Here is a 17801-nt window from a genome sequence, read left to right as displayed (position 1 = left end):
CAAAACAACAATCTAGAGCGTCGCTTCTAATTTGGTCGGAAGCGGAAATGTTCTAGCTACACCAGCCGGCTCTGCACCACCGCTGCCTGGATGAACGAGGCGAATAGCGGGTGCGGCTCGAACGGCCGCGATTTCAGTTCGGGATGGTATTGCACACCGATGAACCAGGGATGATCTTCGTACTCGACGATCTCCGGCAGCACACCGTCAGGCGAGAGGCCCGAGAACCGCAGTCCGTGGTGCTCCAGGCGGTCCTTGTAGGCAGTGTTGACTTCGTAGCGATGGCGGTGCCGCTCGGAAACCTCCAGCGCCCCGCCGTAGATTCCTGAAACGCGACTGCCGCGCCTAAGCGCCGCCGGATAGGCGCCAAGCCGCATGGTGCCGCCGAGATCTCCAGCCTTCGCGCGCTTCTCCAGTTCGTTGCCACGGAGCCATTCGGTCATCAGCCCGACCAGCGGCTCGCTGGTCGGGCCGAATTCGGTCGAGTTAGCGTCTGCAATTCCAACCAGGTTGCGGGCCGCCTCGATCACGGCCATCTGCATCCCAAAGCAGATGCCGAAATACGGTACACGCCTTTCGCGAGCGAACCGCGCCGCCTTGATCTTGCCCTCGGCGCCGCGCTGGCCGAAACCGCCCGGCACCAGAATGCCATCGACATGTCCGAGGAATGGTGCGGCATCTTCGTTTTCGAACACTTCGCTCTCGATCCAGTCGAGATTGACTTTCACCTTGTTGGCGATACCGCCATGGGACAGCGCCTCGATCAGCGATTTGTAGGCGTCCTTCATACCAGTGTACTTGCCGACAATCGCAATCGTCACTGCTCCTTCCGGATTGCGGATGCGCTCGTTGATCTCATGCCAGCCTTGCAGCGCCGGAGGCGCGGCCGGCTCGATTCCAAACGCCGCCAGAACCTCGTCGTCGAGGCCTGCGGCGTGATAGACTTCCGGCACGGCATAGATGTTATCTGCATCGCGCGCCTCGATCACGGCGCTTTCCCGGACATTGCAGAACAATCCGAGCTTCCGGCGCTCCTCCTTGGGGATTTCCCGGTCGGTGCGGCACAGCAGGATATCGGGCTGGATGCCGATAGACCGCAATTCCTTCACCGAATGCTGCGTAGGCTTGGTCTTCAACTCGCCGGCGCTCGGGATGAACGGCAACAGCGTCAGGTGAACGTAAATCGCAGCACCGCGCGGGAGATCGTTCTTGATCTGCCGGATCGCCTCGAAGAACGGTAGCCCCTCAATGTCACCCACCGTGCCGCCAATCTCACACAGCACGAAGTCATAGCCATCATTGCCGTCGAGGATGAAATGCTTGATGGCGTTGGTGACGTGGGGAACCACTTGGATCGTAGCCCCAAGATAGTCGCCGCGGCGCTCCTTGGTCAGGATGTCCTGATAGATGCGGCCGGTGGTGATGTTGTCCTGCTTGGTCGCGGGGCGCCCGGTAAAGCGCTCGTAATGACCGAGATCGAGATCGGTCTCAGCACCGTCATCAGTCACGAACACTTCGCCGTGCTGGTAGGGCGACATCGTTCCCGGATCGAGGTTGAGGTAGGGGTCGAGTTTGCGAAGGCGAACCTTGTAGCCACGCGCCTGCAACAGCGCGCCGAGCGCTGCCGAAGCCAGACCTTTTCCGAGCGAGGAAACCACGCCGCCGGTGATGAAAATATACCGCGCCATGGGTCTCAACCTTTAAGGCTCCCGAGACGATTCGCCAAAACCAATCCCAGCCGTCAGCCGAAATCGGATCGGCTATGGATGACTTAAAAACTCAAATGATTGCAGTCTCTTGGCTAAGGCTTTTGATGCAGAGCGGCAATCCCGGTTCTGCATCAATACCCCGCTTTATTGCGAACGCGGCGCTTGCGGACCGGCGGGTGCCGGCGGGGCCGGCTGGTCCGATTGTTTCAGCGAATCGAGGAGACCGCCGCCGGAGGGCGGAGTTACCGGGGTCGCGCCTCCTGCCGGCTGGGACTGCGACGCTGGGGCTCCATCCAGGATCGAACCCGGATTTTGATGGACGCCCGCAAGCCATGACAGGAACAGGCTGGTCACGAAAAAGCCAGCCGCAAGGAAGGCCGTAGTGCGCGTCAGCAGATTCGCGGTGCCCCGGCTTGACATAAATCCGGCGCCGCCGCCCATGCCGAGGCCGCCGCCTTCGGACTTTTGCAGCAGCACGATGATGGTCAGTACCGAAACGATGATCAGGTGGATTACGATAACTACGGTCTGCATCTTGGCCTTCCATCACAGCGCGCACCCGCCAGCCGGAGTCACGATCTTGCGGGGCTTGCTTGCGGGGCTTGAGAAGTTCGCCTGACGGACTCGCTGACACTCAAAGCGAACTTCTGAACCGCCACACTCGGCGGTATCTACACGATCAGGCGCGACGTTGTCACCCCCGCAGGGTCACTGGGCCCCGCGAGATGAACGGTCAGGCAACGGCTTGGGCGATCCCAAGGAAATCTGCCGCCTTGAGGCTGGCGCCGCCGATCAAGGCCCCGTTTACATTCGGAACCGCCAACAACTCCGCAGCGTTCGACGGCTTCACCGATCCGCCATAGAGGATACGAGCTTTCGCCCCCTCCACGCTAAACCGTTCCGCGAGCTGTTCGCGGATAAATCTATGGACCTCTTGAACATCTTCCGATGTCGGCGTGCGTCCGGTGCCGATCGCCCATACCGGCTCGTAGGCCACGACGAGATTGGCGGCAGTCGCGCCGTCCGGCAGCGAACCCGCAAGCTGTTGTCCGACCACCTCAAGGGTCTGACCGGCATCACGTTGGTCCTGGGTTTCGCCGACGCAGACGATGGCGATCAGCCCCGCCCGCCAGGCGGCTTCGGTTTTTTGCCTCACGAGAGCGTCGGTCTCTGCATGATCGGCGCGACGCTCGGAATGGCCGACGATGACGGCGGTGGCACCCGCATCCGCCAGCATCTCGGCGGAAATATCGCCCGTATGAGCACCGGAGGGTTTGGGATGACAATCCTGCCCGCCGATCCGCACCGGTGAGCCCTGGACCGCACCCACAAACGCCAATACCAGCGTCGCCGGCGGACAGATCAGCAGATCGGCTTTTTGCGCGGGGCCGTCCGCGCCTGCGATCATCTGGCCGAGCTCGCTGGCCGAAGCCTTGAGGCCGTTCATCTTCCAGTTTCCAGCAATCAGCGGTCGCAGCCCGGTCATGGATCTCTCATGGATGATTTTGACGTTGCGCCACCTCGGTATACCGGCGATCCGACGCCGAAGTTGGCGGACCTTGCTAGCAGAGGTTATCGGCCGGGGCCAGTCTCCGGTACCCGGTGCGGCTTATGGTCGAGGCGTTCCACTGAGGTTGCGACGGCGCGCTTGCCACTTTATGATGCGTTATCAACTCGGTGACGCCCTCGCGCGGCTTCCGCTCAGGTGCGACCCGCTTCCCTCCTACAAAAGACGGACTCATGCTTCGAGGAATACGCAACGCCTCATCAAACTGGCTCGGCAAGGCCATCATGACGATCGTGATGGGCTTGTTGATCGTCGCCTTCGGCATCTGGGGCATCGCGGATATCTTTCACGGCTTCGGCCAGTCGTCGCTGGCTACGGTCGGCAACACCGAGATTTCGACCGAGCAGTTTCGGCAAATCTACACCGACCGTCTGCAACAGATCGCACGCCAGTTCGGCCGCGCGCTGCCTCCCGATCAGGTCAGGGCCCTCGGCCTCGACCGTCAGATTTTGCAGCAAGTGATCGCGGAAGCTGCGCTCGATGAGGACGCCCGGCGCAAGGGCCTCGCAGTTTCGGATAAGGAAATCAGCCGCCAGATCATGACCGATCCCAACTTCAAGGGGGCTCATGACGCCTTCGATCCGGCGCGCTTCGCCGGCCTGATCCGACAGCTGGGGTACACCGAGCAACGCTATGTCGCCGAGCAGCGGCATACGACGCTGCGCCGCCAGATCGCCGGAACGGTGACGGCGGGAGTCGAACCTTCAACGAAGTTGCTGGAGGCGCTGAACCGCTTCCAGAACGAGCAACGGACCATCGATTACGTCAAGCTCGGCGCGGCGCAGGCTGGAAGCATCGATCCTCCCACGGCGGACCAATTGTCCGGTTATTTCAACGCCCACAAGGTGCAGTTCCGCGCGCCGGAATATCGCAAGATCGCGTTGGTGACGTTGACGCCCGAGGAGGTCGCCAAATGGACGGCGGTGTCCGACGACGACGCCAGAAAGGTTTATGAGGAGCGCAAGAACAAGCTGTCCACGCCCGAACGGCGGCAACTCCGGCAGATCATGTTCCCCAACATTACAGACGCTCAGGCCGCACGGGAGAAGATCACCAGCGGCGCGTCATTCGACGATATCGCCAAAGCGCGCGGCCTTGCAGCGTCCGACATCGATCTTGGTACGATCCCGAGATCCGAGGTCGTTGATCCCGCCATCGCCAACGCAGGGTTTGCGATGAAGACCGACGAGATCAGTCAGCCGATCCAGGGCAAATTCGGCGTCGCACTGATCAAGGTCGGCCGCATCGAGCCAGGAAATCAGCCGACGTACGAAAGCGTTGCCGAAAAACTGAAGCACGATGTCGCGGTTGAACGCGGGCGCTCCGAGATCAACAACCTCCACAATAAGATGGAGGACGAGCGCGGCGGCGGCGCGACCGTCATCGAGGCCGCCAAGAAGCTTGGGCTGACCGCGGTCACCATCGAGGCCGTCGACCGCTCCGGACGCGCACCGGACGGCAAACCCGTTACAGGACTTCCGCAGGGAGCCGACCTGATCGCGCAAGCCTTCGCCAGCGATGTCGGCGTCGACAACGAAACGCTGCAACTCGGTAATAACGGCTTCGTCTGGTTTGACGTTCTCGGCGTCACACCCTCACGCGACCGCACCCTCGACGAGGTCCGGGACAAGGTCGAGGCGGGGTGGCGCGCCGAACAGATCAGCGGCCGTCTGCTGACCAAGGCCACGGACATGGTCAGCAAGCTCGGCCAGGGCGGCAAGCTCGCGGACGAGGCAGCCGGCCTCGGTCTCAAGGTCGAAAGCGCGAGTGCTATCAAACGGGACGCCACAACGGCCGAATTGCCCGCCGCCGTGGTCGCCGCAGCATTCCGCGTCGTCAAAGGCGGAGCCGGCCAGGCTCCGGGCGCGGGTCACGAGGAATGGATCGTTTTCCGCGTTACCGACGTGACAGTGCCACCGCTCGATCTTGCCTCCGATGAGATGAAGAAGCTGCGTGAGGGCATCCAGCGCAGCCTATCGGATGAGTATGTGGGCCAGTACATCGTCAAGCTCGAAGGCGAGATCGGCACCACGATCAACCAGGCAGCAGTGGCGCAAATCATCGGCGCCAGCAACTTCTGACGGGGACCGACGCGCTCCCGTATTCCGAAAGCATCCGATGGACGATCTCAAGGCTCTCATTGGAAAAGTCGCTACCGGCGCGACTCTGACGCGTGAGGAAGCTGCGTCCGCGTTCGACCGTATGATGTCCGGCGAAGCAACGCCCTCGCAAATGGGCGGGATTTTGATGGCGCTGCGCGTGCGCGGCGAAACCGTCGACGAAATCACCGGGGCGGTCTCGGCGATGCGATCGAAGATGCTGCGCGTCAAAGCGCCCGCGAACGCGGTCGATGTGGTCGGCACCGGTGGCGACGGCTCAGGCTCAGTAAATGTCTCAACCTGCGCATCGTTCATCGTCGCAGGTGCGGGCGTGCCCGTCGCCAAGCACGGCAACCGCGCGCTATCCTCTAAATCCGGAGCTGCCGACTGCCTCGCTGCGCTCGGTATCAAGATCGACCTCACCCCTGAACAAGTGGGCCGCTGCGTCAACGAGGCCGGCATCGGCTTCATGTTCGCGCCATCGCACCATCCCGCGATGAAGAATGTCGGCCCGACACGCGTCGAACTCGCAACCCGCACCATCTTCAATCTGCTGGGGCCACTGTCCAATCCCGCCGGCGTCAGGCGGCAGATGGTTGGCGTGTTCTCGCGGCAATGGGTGCAACCGCTGGCGCAGGTGCTGAAGAACCTCGGTTCCGAATCGGTATGGGTCGTTCACGGCTCGGACGGCTTGGATGAGATCACCCTCACCGGCCCGACATTTGTCGCCGCGCTCGAAAACGGCAATATCCGCTCGTTCGAGGTGACGCCGGAGGACGCGGGATTGCCCCGCGCGGGTGGCGATGCGCTGAAAGGCGGCGACGCCGAGGCGAACGCGGCAGCCTTGCGCAACGTGCTTGAAGGCAAGCCCGGCGCCTTCCGCGATGTCGCCCTGCTCAACGCGGCGGCGGCCCTGATCGTGGCGGGCAAGGCGAAGACCTTGAAGGAGGGCGTCGCGCTCGGCACGAAATCGCTCGACGGCGGAGGCGCCATGAACAAGCTGAAGCAGCTGATTGCGGTTTCCAACGGGTGAGGACGGTGGCGTGGCCGATATCCTGATCAGAATCGAAACCTACAAGCGCGAGGAGATTGCGAGCGCAAAGCGCGCACGTCCTCTCAGTGACGTCACGGCCGCCGCAAAAGCCGCTTCGCCGCCGCGCGGCTTCGTCCAAGCCATCCGCAGCAAGCTCTCCAAGGGAGAATATGCCCTGATCGCCGAGGTCAAGAAGGCCTCGCCCTCGAAGGGCTTGATCCGCGCCGACTTCGATCCGCCTTCCCTCGCCCGCGCCTATGAGTCCGGCGGTGCCGCTTGCCTCTCCGTTCTCACCGATGCGCCATCATTTCAGGGCCATCTCGACTTCATGGTCGCCGCCCGCGCCGCAACGTCGCTGCCGGTGCTGCGCAAGGATTTCATGTTCGACACCTATCAGGTTGTCGAGGCGCGAGCGCATGGAGCGGACTGCATCCTGATCATCATGGCCGCGCTTGACGATGCTGCAGCGAAAGACATCGAGGCGGCCGCGATCGATCTCGGCATGGATGTGCTGCTCGAAATTCATAACCGCGAGGAGTTGGATCGTGCGCTCAAGCTGCGTTCGCCGATGATCGGCGTCAACAATCGCAATCTGCGCACGTTTGAGACGATGCTCGAAACCAGCGAAGCGTTGGCGCCTCACATTCCGAAAGATCGGCTGATGGTGGGAGAAAGCGGTATCTTCACGCCGGACGACCTCGCGCGGCTCGAACGGGTTGGTATCTCAACCTTCCTCGTCGGTGAAAGTCTGATGCGGCAAGCCGACGTCACCGCCGCAACCCGCACGCTGCTCAAGCATGACAGATCAGCGCGGCCGTAGGCGGGGCATGCATACCCGCGGCGGACCGCGGTATCGCGGTCCGTCGCCAACCGTTACGCCGATCAGTTCTTGCCCGGACTACCTGTTGTCAGCTTCTCCATCACGTCGCCGACGGTGAAACTTGCCGCTTTGGCGCGTGGCGGAAACTCCTTGAAGCTCTCGATATATCTTGCGACGATGCCCTGCGCCGGCACCTGAATAAAAACATGCCGCGCCAGCCAATCGCCGTAGTACATGCTGGTGGGTCCACGCTCGAACGGATCGGAACGCAGGTTGTAGAGCATGGGCGCGCGCAATTTAGTGAATTGACCCTGCCAAACGCCAACCGGATTCTCGGGGCTCACCTCAGTGTGTTGCTCCAGGAAGGCGATTTTCCATTCCTTGACTCGGAGCGCCATCAAGTCTCCGTCGTCGCTCCAGTACAGGAACTCGGTCCGCGGCGATTCTTTCACCTCGCCTTTGAGGAATGGCAGCAGGTTGAAGCCGTCGAAATGGACCTTGAACTGCTTGCCGTTGAGCGTGGTGCCCTTCTTCGTCCGCTCGACCAGGTCGGTGTCGCCGTTGGCCGCCGCGAAAGTCGGGATGAAATCCTCGTGCGCGCAGACGTCGTTGATAACCCTGCCCGGCTGGATCACGCCAGGCCACTTGATCAGGCATGGTACACGGAAGCCACCTTCCCAGTTCGTCGCCTTCTCGCCTTTGAACGGCGTGGTGCCGCCATCGGGCCAAGTAAAGACCTCCGCGCCATTGTCGGTGGTGTAGACGATGATGGTGTCGTTCGCGATGCCGAGGTCGTCGACGAGCTTCAGCAATTCGCCAACCATGCCGTCGTGCTCGACCATCCCGTCTGGATAGATGCCGAGGCCGGTCTTGCCCTGCGACGCCGCCTTCAGATGCGTGAAGATGTGCATCCGCGTCGAGTTGAAATAGCAGAACCACGGTTTGTCGGCCTTGTGCTGCCGGTTGATGAAGTCCTTGGCGGCGTCAAGAAACTCCTGGTCGATCGTCTCCATGCGCTTGGTGTTGAGCGGGCCGGTATTCTCGATCTTTCCATCGGCGGTCGACTTGATGACGCCGCGCGGGGCGAATTTTTTCCGAAACTCCGGACTCTTGGGGTAGTCGGGGTTCTCCGGCTCTTCCTCCGCATTGAGGTGATAGAGGTTGCCGAAAAACTCATCGAAGCCGTGCGCGGTCGGCAGATGCTCGTCGCGGTCGCCGACGTGGTTCTTGCCGAATTGGCCGGTGGCATAACCGTATGTTTTGAGAACGTCGGCGACGCTGGGATCGAGCGGCCCGAGACCGAGCGTGGCGCCGGGCAGGCCAACCTTGGTGAGACCGGTACGAACCGGCGTCTGTCCCGTAATGAAGGCAGCGCGCCCGGCGGTGCAGCTCTGCTGGCCATACCAATCGGTGAAAATGGCGCCTTCCTTGCCGATCCGGTCGATGTTGGGCGTGCGATAGCCCATAATGCCCATGTTGTAGGCGCTGACATTGAACCAGCCGATGTCGTCGCCCATGATGAACAGGATGTTTGGTTTCTTGCCACCGGCAGCCCCGTTTGACGGAGACGTCGGCTTCGTCCTGTGTGCCTGCGCCATGGCTTCCGATGTCAGTGCCGCGGCGGCGACCAGCGAGGACGAGCCAAGCAGCACGGCGCGGCGATTGAAGGTTGACGTGTTAGGGCCAGCAACATGACCCTTATTCTTTTCTTCCTCGCTCATTTGACACTCCCTAACGTGTGAAATGGAATGGTGATCGGATGAGAAAAGCTCGGCGTTCGAGTTTGTGAGGTTGTGAGTGCTCCTATTATCTGGCCGGCTTGCGCCAACTCTCGGTTGACGATTCCGGAATACCCATCGGATTGATGTGTTGAGGTAACTGCCGTTTCGCGCCGTGACTGGCCGCTTGCCTGCGTAATTTGCGGCGCGCGGCCCCAACCCGCCACAGCAAGCGGCATGACGACCATTCACCGGCGTTGCGGTGCGACGCGAACAATTGCTGTTCGATCGATCCGATTTCGGAGTCGAGCACGGGATCGGCCGCTGCGGCCTTAAAAGCCTTGATCGTGCGATCTGACGCAACGGGTTCGAACCGTTGCAGCCAGTCAAGCATTGCAAAGTACACCGTACGAGCATCGCCGCTGCCTGCTACGCGGCGAAGGCGACGGAACGACCAGGCTTCAGATTGCAGATAGATCTTCCGCCGCTGCCGATACGCTGCCGTGATCGATCTTGCCGCGACCGGCGCGAACCAGGCGATCACGGCAAATGCGATTGCAATCAGCGCTGCCAGCAGCCAGTGCTCGGCAATACCGTTGCGAACGGCGGACCAATTCCATCGCGCGCGGGCTCCGTCGGAAATTGTCCCTTGCGTGGCCGGATTAGCAACGACGTCGTATGACATCGCGTCTAGGTGCGCCGTCTCCACTTTGCCTGCGCCGACATTCCACCATCCAATGTCGATTGCCGGCAAACTGAATTGACCCGCTTGTTGCAGCATATGCGTGACCTGATCGATACGGCGCGAGACAAGCACCCCGGTTCGGGAATCGTACTTATCCTGGAACTCTGGTTGTGCCGGATAAGCTTCGGCTCCCGGCGAGCGGACAAGAGGCAGAGGCGGCAACAGCATCGCCGGCGTGCTGTCGGCTTCGATCGTGACGGTGCGGACAACGGAGTCGCCGACCTTGAGATGATCTGACGACGGCTTGATCTCTTGGTGAACAACAAGCCGTTGGGCGGAGACGAATGGATCGAGCGCCTGCGCCGCATCGGGAATGACTGCCTGGAACGACAAAGACGGAATGCGCACAACCGCCTCGCGCGACTCTGGCGGGCCGGCCGCGTAAGTAACTGTTATCGACCGCTCCGAAATGACGTAAGCGCCCGGCTCTTGCGGATAGAGCAGGAATTCGTACCGCACTCCGGCAAAGCTCACACCGTCTACCTGTTCCGATATGTTGACCGTCGACCCGTCATGCGTGACGACATTGCGGATCTGGAATGCCGGCAGCACCGGCGGCTTTGTCATGTAGTTGGGCACCAGAACATCGAGGGTCAGCGTCGCGCTCTGGCCGACGACGACCGTCGCGGGATCGAGCTTGGCGCGCACGAACGGCTCAGTAGCCACAGTTTGTTGCGCATCTGCGCCCGCGACAGACAGTGCAAACAGCGCGAATGCGGCCAGTGTTCTCATTGCGGCGAACTCCCGCCCGGCGTTGAGCCGCTGTTCGCCTGTATGGCGAACTTCAGCTTGAGGAAATCCGCCGGCGTCGTCTGCACCTGACGCATCCAGGCGTCGGCAGCGCCAGCCGTCGTCATGTCGTTCGGTGCAACTTTTATGCGTTTGCCACCCTTCTGCTTTTCGTCGACCTTGGTTTCATCGGGCTTGAGATCAGGCGGCGCGGCGTCTTGTTGCTCATCCTTGCGCCGTTTTTCCTCGGCATCTTCAAAAGCCTTCCTGACGATGGCGAGGTTAGTCTTTGCCGCGATGTTGTCTGGCTGCTGCGCCAATACGTCGTCGTAGGCTTTGATCGCCTTCTCGTAAGCATGGTTTTGCGCCTCGGCATTGCCGAGTGCGAAACGGCCTTCGACCGTCTCGACCTTCCGGAAGGCCTCCGCGGCAGCCAGGAAATCATAGGCGCGATAGGCGGCGATTCCACGCCACATCGGATCGGTGAATAGTTTTGCCGCGCTCGCATAGTCGCCGCGGTCGAAGGCCATGCGTCCTTGCTGATCCGGTGTCAGCCAAAGGCTCGCGAAGCCTGACGGCGCTTCGGCGGGTTGCGCCTTGGCTGGGTGCCCATATAGCAGGAACAACACCAAGACCCATTGCACCGTCATGCCCCGGCGAAACCAGAGCGCACCGAGCAGCGCTATCGGCCAGAGCAGCCAGAATCCCTCGTCACGCCAGCGCGTTCCACTTTCTTCCGCCTGGGCGCTCTCGAATTGAGTGTCGATACGGCGTTCCAAAGCTTGGATGTCCGACTTGTCGACGGTGACATCAACGTTGTCGACTGGGATACTGGCGGTGTCCTGCGGCGGCCTGACGCTAAGCATCACCACGCCGTTACGACCTGCGCCCTTTCGCAGTTCGCTTGCATCCGTGGTTCCGACGCCATCGGCCACCAAGAGAACAGTCCCCGCGACCGGTTCGCCTTGAAGAGACGTTGCGGCAAGTGCGAGAGCCGCGACTGGGTTTTTACCCTGCACCGGCATCAAGCCGGGCGTCAGCGCCGCCAGAAACGGCTCGATGACGCGGCGATCATCGGTCAGGGGCATGACGAGATGCGCGCTGCCGGCGTAGGCGATGAGGCCCGTGCGGGCGCTGCCTCGCGCGGCAAGCATGTCGAGGATCTTCTGCTTGGCACGCTCCAGCCGCATCGGAGCTACGTCGGACTGCCCCATCGATGCAGAGACATCCAGCGCGATCATCAATGGCGCTTTGTCCTCGACAAAGAGCGGCAACTCGCGCCGCCACGTCGGCCCGGCAAGCGCGACGGCGCCTAGTCCCAGCGCCAGCGCGACAAGATAGGAGGGTTTGATATGCCACCGCCGCTGCGGCGTAACGATCATGTGCTTCAGCAGGCTGGGTGCAATGACGCCTCGCCATTGCAAATCGACACTGTCTCGCCGTGAGATAAGCGCTAGGATTAGCCCGGTTGGCACGAGCGCGAGCAGCCACCACGGCCGAAGGAAATGAAATGCCTCGATGGCCTGCTCAAACATCGCTAGGCGCTCCGAAAGTCAGGCCGCGCAGCAGCAATATCGTCCAAAGTCCGAGACCAAGCACCACGGCTGCACCGAGCGGCCACTGGAACAGCGGCAGCTTCGGCCTCCAGCTCTCGGTTTGCACCTTTACCGGCGCAAGCTTGTCGATGTCGGCATAGATCGCTTCGAGCTGCTCGCCGTTCTCGGCGCGGAAAAACTGTCCGCCCGTCGTGCTCGCCACTTCGCGGAGCGCCGGGAGGTCGACGCGGTTTTCGCCGGAGGCTTCAGTATCTCCGACGCCGATCGTGTAGATCGTGAGCCCGCGCTGCTGGGCGATCTCAGCGGCATGCACAGGCGGCACCCGGCTTGCCGTATCGTTGCCGTCGGTGAGCAGGATCAGCATGCGCTGCTTCGTTTTGTTCGTATCGAATGTCTTGATCGCCAAGCCGATGGCGTCGCCGATGGCCGTCTGCTCGCCCGCCATGGCGACTGCGGTCTGATCTAACAGCATCTGGACAGTCTGCAGATCCTGCGTGAATGGCGCCTGCAAAAAGGCGCGCGTGCCGAACAAGATCAAGCCAATGCGATCGCCTTTACGGCGGGCGATAAAGTCGTGAACGACCTGCTTCACGCCATCGAGCCGCTGCAGCATCTTCTGGTCGGGCGCCTTGAAGTCGGGCTGGCTCATCGAGCCGGAGATATCGATCGCCAACATCATGTCACGCGCCGCGATTTTATGCGTGATCGGATCGCCGACCCATTGAGGGCGCGCCAGTGCGGAAATCATCAACAGCCAAATGATGACGGCAACGATCATCTGCAGGGGTAAGCGCCGCAAGATCACCGCGCCTGGCTGCGGCTTCTGCCCGGTCGCCTCGGCGACACGGGCGAAAAACGGAATCTGGACCGATGCGCGGCGCTCCCGATAAGGCGGCAACAGCCACCAGACCAACAACGGCAGCGGCAAAAGGGCGAAGGCCCAAGGCCAGGCAAATTCAAGCATGGTGCGCCTTGATCCAGTGCCGGATAATACCGAAAAGCGCGCGGGGATCGTCGGCGATCGGCTGATAGGCTTCGCGCGCCAGCACTCGCCCCACACCCTCGGAAAAGTCTCGCGTGTTAGCGGTTCGGTCGAGAAACGTCAGCCATGCCTGGCCAGCCAGCGATGCGACCTGTCCCCGCGGAAAAGCAGCCAGCGCAGTGCGGCGGATCAGCGACGCCAAAGCGATGGACGTGCCAGCGGGATTCTCCGGATTCCACTTGCGTTCGATAGCCGCAAGTTCGGTCAGCGCCGCTCGACGATAGCGGTTGCGATACCACCAGTAGGTCAACCGCCACAGACCAAAGAGAAAACCGGCCGCGGCAACCGCCAGCGCAATCCGCAACGGCCATGTCTGAGGCAAAAGACTGATCGCCGGCGGCAACGGAATGTCGATCAAACCGGCGACTGGATCGGGTTGTGGAGAACTAGCCAAGGCTCGCCTCCGGAGATGGTGGATTTCCGCCTCGCCCGCCGCCGCCCGGCAAACGGCCCATCAGGCGGCGCAGTTGAGGGGCGGTTTTCTCTGCGGCGCTCAGAGGCAACACCGGCACGCCGATCTCGCGCGTCCACGCGAACACGTTACGTAACCGTGCATCAGTCGCCTCCTGAATGCCTTTGCGTACACTTTCACGGCCGACCTCCAGCATGATTTGCAATTCGCCGTCGGTGACAGTCATGCGCGCCGATGAGGGCAGATCGCTTTGCAGCGGATCGTGGACCAGCAACGCGACCACGCTGTTGTGCTGCGCCATGCCGCCGACCAAACGCTTGGTCGCGTCGTCGGCACCATCGAAGTCACTGATGACAATGACGGTCGAGTCATGCATCGCGAGCCGCCGCGCTCGGTCGAGCGCACGGTTGATCATTGTCGGTGCGCCCGAAAGGCCGCGCCCGACGCCGAGCGCCTGGTTCTGCCCAACGATATGCCCTAGCAGTTCGAGTACGTTCCGGCGGCTTCGCTGCGGCCGCACCTCGGCAATGTCCGAGTCATTGAAAATGATGCCGCCAATGCGGTCACCCGCCGCGAGAATTCGCCAGGCGGCCAACGCCGCAGCCTGTGCGGCCGTTACTGACTTCATGGCGAAGCGGCTACCGAAGAACATTGATAGCCGCTGGTCGACCACGAGCAAGCCTTGGCGGTCGCGCTCTTCGTTAAACACGCGAACGTGGGGCTGCTGTAAACGCGCCGTCACCTTCCAGTCGATCGAGCGCACGTCGTCGCCGGGACGATAGTCTCTGATCTCCTCGAAGTTGAGCCCTCGCCCACGCATTCGCGAGGCGTATCGGCCCGACAACAGGCTGTGGACCGGTTGACGAGGAAGAAACGAGACCCGGCGGCCTCGTTGCTCCAGCGCGATCAACTCGCCGAGATCGACATAGACGCCGGGAACCGCCGCTGCGCTCGCTTCCGGCATCGCATGCTCCTCACACCGGCGCCACCAGCGACGCGATTTTGTCGATGGCCTGATCGGCGGTGACGCCTTCGGATAAAGCCTCGTAGGTGAGGATCAGCCGGTGCCGCAGGCAGTCGTGCATCACCGCTCGGATATGATCGGGAGTCACAAACGATTGGCCGTCGAGCCACGCGCGCACCCGTGCGCAGCGGTCGAGCGCAAGGCTCCCCCGCGGACTCGCGCCGACCTGAATCCATTTGCTGAGCGGCTCCTTGTAGCGCGACGGAAACCGCGTGGCGAAGATGATGTCGACCATGTAGCGCTGCGCAGCATCCGACACGAAAACACCGTCGATCTCGCGCCGCGCGTCGAAGACTGCCTGCTGCGGCACCGCGGCAGGCTCCGCCGCTTTTTCCTTTGACGCTTGGGCGACTTCCTCGCGATTGAGCTTGATGATCGCGCCCTCGACGTCCTCGTCGGGATAGGTGATGACGACGTGCATCAAGAACCGGTCGAGCTGCGCTTCCGGCAGCGGATAGGTGCCTTCCTGCTCAATCGGGTTCTCGGTCGCGAGTACCATGAACAGCTCAGGCATCTTGTAGGTCTTGCCGGCGACGGTGACCTGCCGCTCCTCCATCGCTTCGAGAAGCGCCGACTGCACCTTGGCAGGCGCTCGGTTGATCTCGTCGGCCAGCACGAGGTTGGCGAAGATCGGTCCCTTCTGAAACTGGAACTGCCCGCCCTTGTCGGTCTGCGCGTAAATCTCCGCGCCGGTGATATCGGACGGGAGCAGGTCCGGCGTGAACTGCACACGCGACAGATCCGCAGCGAGATTCTTGGCCAGGGACTTCACCCCGCGCGTCTTTGCGAGGCCCGGCAGGCTCTCTATCAAAAGATTGCCGTTGCCGAGTAACCCGATCAACATGCTCTCGATCAGGTGATCTTGGCCGAGGACGGATTTGCCGATGCGCACCTTCAGATCGAGGATGGCGTCACGGGCAGCGGATGAGCCCACTTTTACGGGCGCCGCCCCGCTGGGAGGGCTCGCTACGCTCGCATCAGCCATCGGTTTGTTCCCTTCGATAAGTAACGTGCATGCTGGCCGGCATCACTGCCCGGCCAGCATGTGACATTTCGGCCCTCAGCGTGTCTTAATACTCTCCAGATCTTTGAGCCGCTTCATCGCGTCCTGCTGGCGTAGCAACGCATAGTTGATGCCACCTGCATTGAGTGAGTTGCCTGTCTGGTACGGATACTGATCGAAGTCGCTGAAGAACTCCTTGACCTTCCCCTGAATAGGTACGAGCAGCCAGATGTTGCGCGCGAGGAATTCGATGGCGCCACCTCCCTCTTCAAGCCCTCTCTCGTAGGGATCCATTCGCAGGTTGGTGATTAACGCCCATGCTGATGTCTCGCGAACGCCTGTCGCGATGTTACCTTTCGCTGTCGCGAAGCTCAGCTTCCAATCATTCCAACGGATCGCATTCAGGTTGCCGCCTTGGTCGAAGTAGTAGATCGTGTCGCGTGGCGGCGCCTTCGTTTCTCCTTTGAGGAACGGCAGGAAATTGTAGCCGTCGAGATGAACCTTGAAGGTCTTGTTGCCGGATTGGAAGCCGGTCTTCATACGCTCCTTGAGATCGGGAATACCCGCTGCTGCAGCGAGCGTCGGCATCCAGTCGATCAACGAAATGGGCTCGTTGATTTGCGTGCCTGGCTTCACAACGCCAGGCCAGCGAACCATCATCGGAATGCGCATGCCGCCTTCCCATGTCGTGCCTTTCTCGCTCTTGAACGGCGTCATCGCGCCATCCGGCCACAGCGCAATTTCGGCGCCGTTGTCGGTCGTGTAGAGCACGATGGTGTTGTCGGCGATGCCGAGGTCGTCGAGTTGCTTGAGCAGTTCTCCCACCATCCCGTCATGCTCGACCATGCCGTCGGCATGAATGCCTTTGCCGGTCTTGCCCAGAGACTCCTTTTTAAGATGGGTGAAGACGTGCATGCGCGTTGAATTGAACCACACGAAGAACGGCCGGTTGGCGCGCGCCTGACGGCCGATGAAATCCTTGGCAGCGCCCAGGAACTCCTCGTCCACCGTCGGCATGCGCGCGACGTTCAGCGGGCCAGTGTCCTCGATCTTGCCGTCCGCCGAAGATTTAATGACGCCACGGGGACCGTACTTTTTCCGGAATTCAGCATCCTTCGGATAGAAGTAGCCCTCCGGCTCCTCTTCGGCGTTGAGGTGGTAGAGATTTCCGAAGAACTCGTCGAATCCGTGCTTGGTCGGCAAGTGCTCGTCACGGTCGCCGAGATGGTTCTTGCCGAACTGGCCGGTCGCATAACCTTGCGTCTTCATAACGTCGGCAATGGTCGGCATCCAGTCCTGAATGCCGTGCGGGTCGCCCGGCATGCCGATAGTCAAAAGGCCGGTGCGGAACGGCTCCTGTCCGAGAATGAACGAGGCTCGTCCTGCGGTGCAGCTTTGCTGTCCATAAGCATCGGTAAAGATCGCGCCTTCATTCGCAATGCGGTCGATGTTCGGTGTGCGATAGCCCATCATGCCCATGGTATAGGCGCTGATCTGTGGAACGCCGATGTCGTCGCCGAAGATCACGAGGATGTTCGGCTTGCGGCCGGCCACCGGCGCCGCGGGATGCCGCTGCGCCTGCGCCTGAGCGAGGTGCGTGGACGCAGTAGCGCCGAGCGCCGCCGCTGCGAGCGACGTGCTGGCGAGCAAGAGTTTGCGACGATCCAGAGTGCCAATCTTCGACGTGTTCTGATGGTCCTTGCTCATCTTGTCCTCTCTTGAGTACCTTCGGATGAACTTTTCAACCAGCCGGCAATACGGCCGACCAATCGATTGACGCGCTACTTCCACACTCACCATCTTGCTAACTAAACGATAATCAGCAGACACCTCCCAACCGCCCTTTGTGACCGGTCGCCCTCACAAGCTCTCTGAAGTGCTGATTGGTGACCAGAGCACGGTCCATCCAAAAAGTGCCGACGGTAACCCGGTGCGCGGCCTCTTTCGGATAATGCCTGTCCGATCCCATGCGGAAGGTGCCGCCGGAAATTAGGATCATGCGGTTGTCAGGAACCACATTGCGAAGCGCGATATTGCTCACATTCAGCACGGACCACACCCACTGACATTAACGGGGCATCAGCGCATTTTTGTAACGGGCGTCTAAAATTAGAACCTTCAGTATCCGGAACAACATTAAATCCTCAGAACCGCCAGCCGTCCATACCTCTCGCAAACAATGCTGCGGCTGGTATGGATTTTCGTTTGTCCGGCCGACGAACATCAAACCTTATTAGCGACGGCTACGCGCATAGTTGGAGACAAGGCAGAACGTGCGTATAGTCGTCCTCGCCACGTAAAAGGGCGGGCAGCAAATTGCACCGCCTGGCTAGTTGCGAGGTAG

At 61.3% G+C, this 17801-nt stretch carries 14 protein-coding genes and 1 pseudogene; 3 read left to right on the top strand and 12 right to left on the bottom strand.

All coding sequences use genetic code 11. The features are described from left to right. Window positions 1-56 precede the first annotated feature (56 nt). From ACZ5IL_RS11650 to tpiA, 3 genes are all read right to left on the bottom strand, one after another. Entirely contained in the window at window positions 57-1688 is a 1632-nt protein-coding gene (locus tag ACZ5IL_RS11650) for a CTP synthase (protein WP_425904695.1), read from the bottom strand. A 165-nt stretch (window positions 1689-1853) separates the two neighbouring features. Continuing rightward, window positions 1854-2243 carry a preprotein translocase subunit SecG gene (gene secG, locus ACZ5IL_RS11645; protein WP_079446991.1) on the bottom strand — a complete coding sequence of 130 codons (390 nt, stop codon included), beginning with the start codon at window positions 2241-2243 and terminating at the stop codon, window positions 1854-1856. Window positions 2244-2442: 199 nt separating this feature from the next. Next, entirely contained in the window at window positions 2443-3195 is a 753-nt protein-coding gene (tpiA, locus tag ACZ5IL_RS11640; protein WP_464591556.1) for a triose-phosphate isomerase, read from the bottom strand. A 254-nt stretch (window positions 3196-3449) separates the two neighbouring features. Between tpiA and ACZ5IL_RS11635 the strand changes: the two genes are divergently transcribed. From ACZ5IL_RS11635 to trpC, 3 genes are read left to right on the top strand one after another with little or no spacing between them, the layout of a single operon-like run. Beyond that, window positions 3450-5357 carry a peptidylprolyl isomerase gene (locus tag ACZ5IL_RS11635; RefSeq protein WP_464591554.1) on the top strand — a complete coding sequence of 636 codons (1908 nt, stop codon included), beginning with the start codon at window positions 3450-3452 and terminating at the stop codon, window positions 5355-5357. Window positions 5358-5394: 37 nt separating this feature from the next. Further along, window positions 5395-6408 (top strand): anthranilate phosphoribosyltransferase, encoded by a 1014-nt coding sequence (gene trpD / locus ACZ5IL_RS11630; protein WP_464591552.1) that lies wholly within the window; start codon window positions 5395-5397, stop codon window positions 6406-6408. A gap of 10 nt (window positions 6409-6418) precedes the next feature. Then, complete coding sequence (gene trpC / locus ACZ5IL_RS11625) at window positions 6419-7228, top strand: indole-3-glycerol phosphate synthase TrpC (RefSeq protein WP_464591550.1); 810 nt, start codon at window positions 6419-6421, stop codon at window positions 7226-7228. 62 nt (window positions 7229-7290) lie between these two features. Here trpC and ACZ5IL_RS11620 read toward each other — a convergent pair whose 3' ends face one another. From ACZ5IL_RS11620 to ACZ5IL_RS11580, 9 genes and pseudogenes are all read right to left on the bottom strand, one after another. Continuing rightward, on the bottom strand, window positions 7291-8949 hold the full coding sequence (locus ACZ5IL_RS11620) for an arylsulfatase (protein ID WP_464591548.1): 1659 nt from the start codon (window positions 8947-8949) through the stop codon (window positions 7291-7293). Between the two features lie 85 nt (window positions 8950-9034). Further along, window positions 9035-10423 carry a BatD family protein gene (locus ACZ5IL_RS11615; protein WP_464591546.1) on the bottom strand — a complete coding sequence of 463 codons (1389 nt, stop codon included), beginning with the start codon at window positions 10421-10423 and terminating at the stop codon, window positions 9035-9037. After that, a complete protein-coding gene (locus tag ACZ5IL_RS11610) occupies window positions 10420-11955 on the bottom strand; it encodes a VWA domain-containing protein (RefSeq protein WP_464591544.1) in 1536 nt (511 codons plus the stop codon). Before ACZ5IL_RS11610 ends, ACZ5IL_RS11615 begins: the two co-directional genes overlap by 4 nt. Next, window positions 11948-12940 carry a vWA domain-containing protein gene (locus ACZ5IL_RS11605; protein WP_464591542.1) on the bottom strand — a complete coding sequence of 331 codons (993 nt, stop codon included), beginning with the start codon at window positions 12938-12940 and terminating at the stop codon, window positions 11948-11950. Before ACZ5IL_RS11605 ends, ACZ5IL_RS11610 begins: the two co-directional genes overlap by 8 nt. Next, complete coding sequence (locus ACZ5IL_RS11600; RefSeq protein WP_464591540.1) at window positions 12933-13412, bottom strand: DUF4381 domain-containing protein; 480 nt, start codon at window positions 13410-13412, stop codon at window positions 12933-12935. Before ACZ5IL_RS11600 ends, ACZ5IL_RS11605 begins: the two co-directional genes overlap by 8 nt. Further along, on the bottom strand, window positions 13405-14394 hold the full coding sequence (locus ACZ5IL_RS11595; protein WP_464591538.1) for a DUF58 domain-containing protein: 990 nt from the start codon (window positions 14392-14394) through the stop codon (window positions 13405-13407). The genes ACZ5IL_RS11600 and ACZ5IL_RS11595 overlap by 8 nt, the downstream gene beginning before the upstream one ends. A gap of 10 nt (window positions 14395-14404) precedes the next feature. Next, a complete protein-coding gene (locus tag ACZ5IL_RS11590) occupies window positions 14405-15439 on the bottom strand; it encodes an AAA family ATPase (RefSeq protein ID WP_464591536.1) in 1035 nt (344 codons plus the stop codon). Between the two features lie 75 nt (window positions 15440-15514). Beyond that, complete coding sequence (locus ACZ5IL_RS11585) at window positions 15515-17164, bottom strand: arylsulfatase (protein ID WP_464591534.1); 1650 nt, start codon at window positions 17162-17164, stop codon at window positions 15515-15517. 139 nt (window positions 17165-17303) lie between these two features. Continuing rightward, window positions 17304-17456: pseudogene (locus ACZ5IL_RS11580) on the bottom strand (SUMF1/EgtB/PvdO family nonheme iron enzyme); the annotation flags it as partial. Window positions 17457-17801: the final 345 nt, after the last annotated feature.

Source organism: Nitrobacter sp. CN101, from assembly GCF_055390255.1.
Note: the sequence above shows the minus strand (reverse complement) of the source record. Positions and strands in the feature narration are given on the sequence as shown.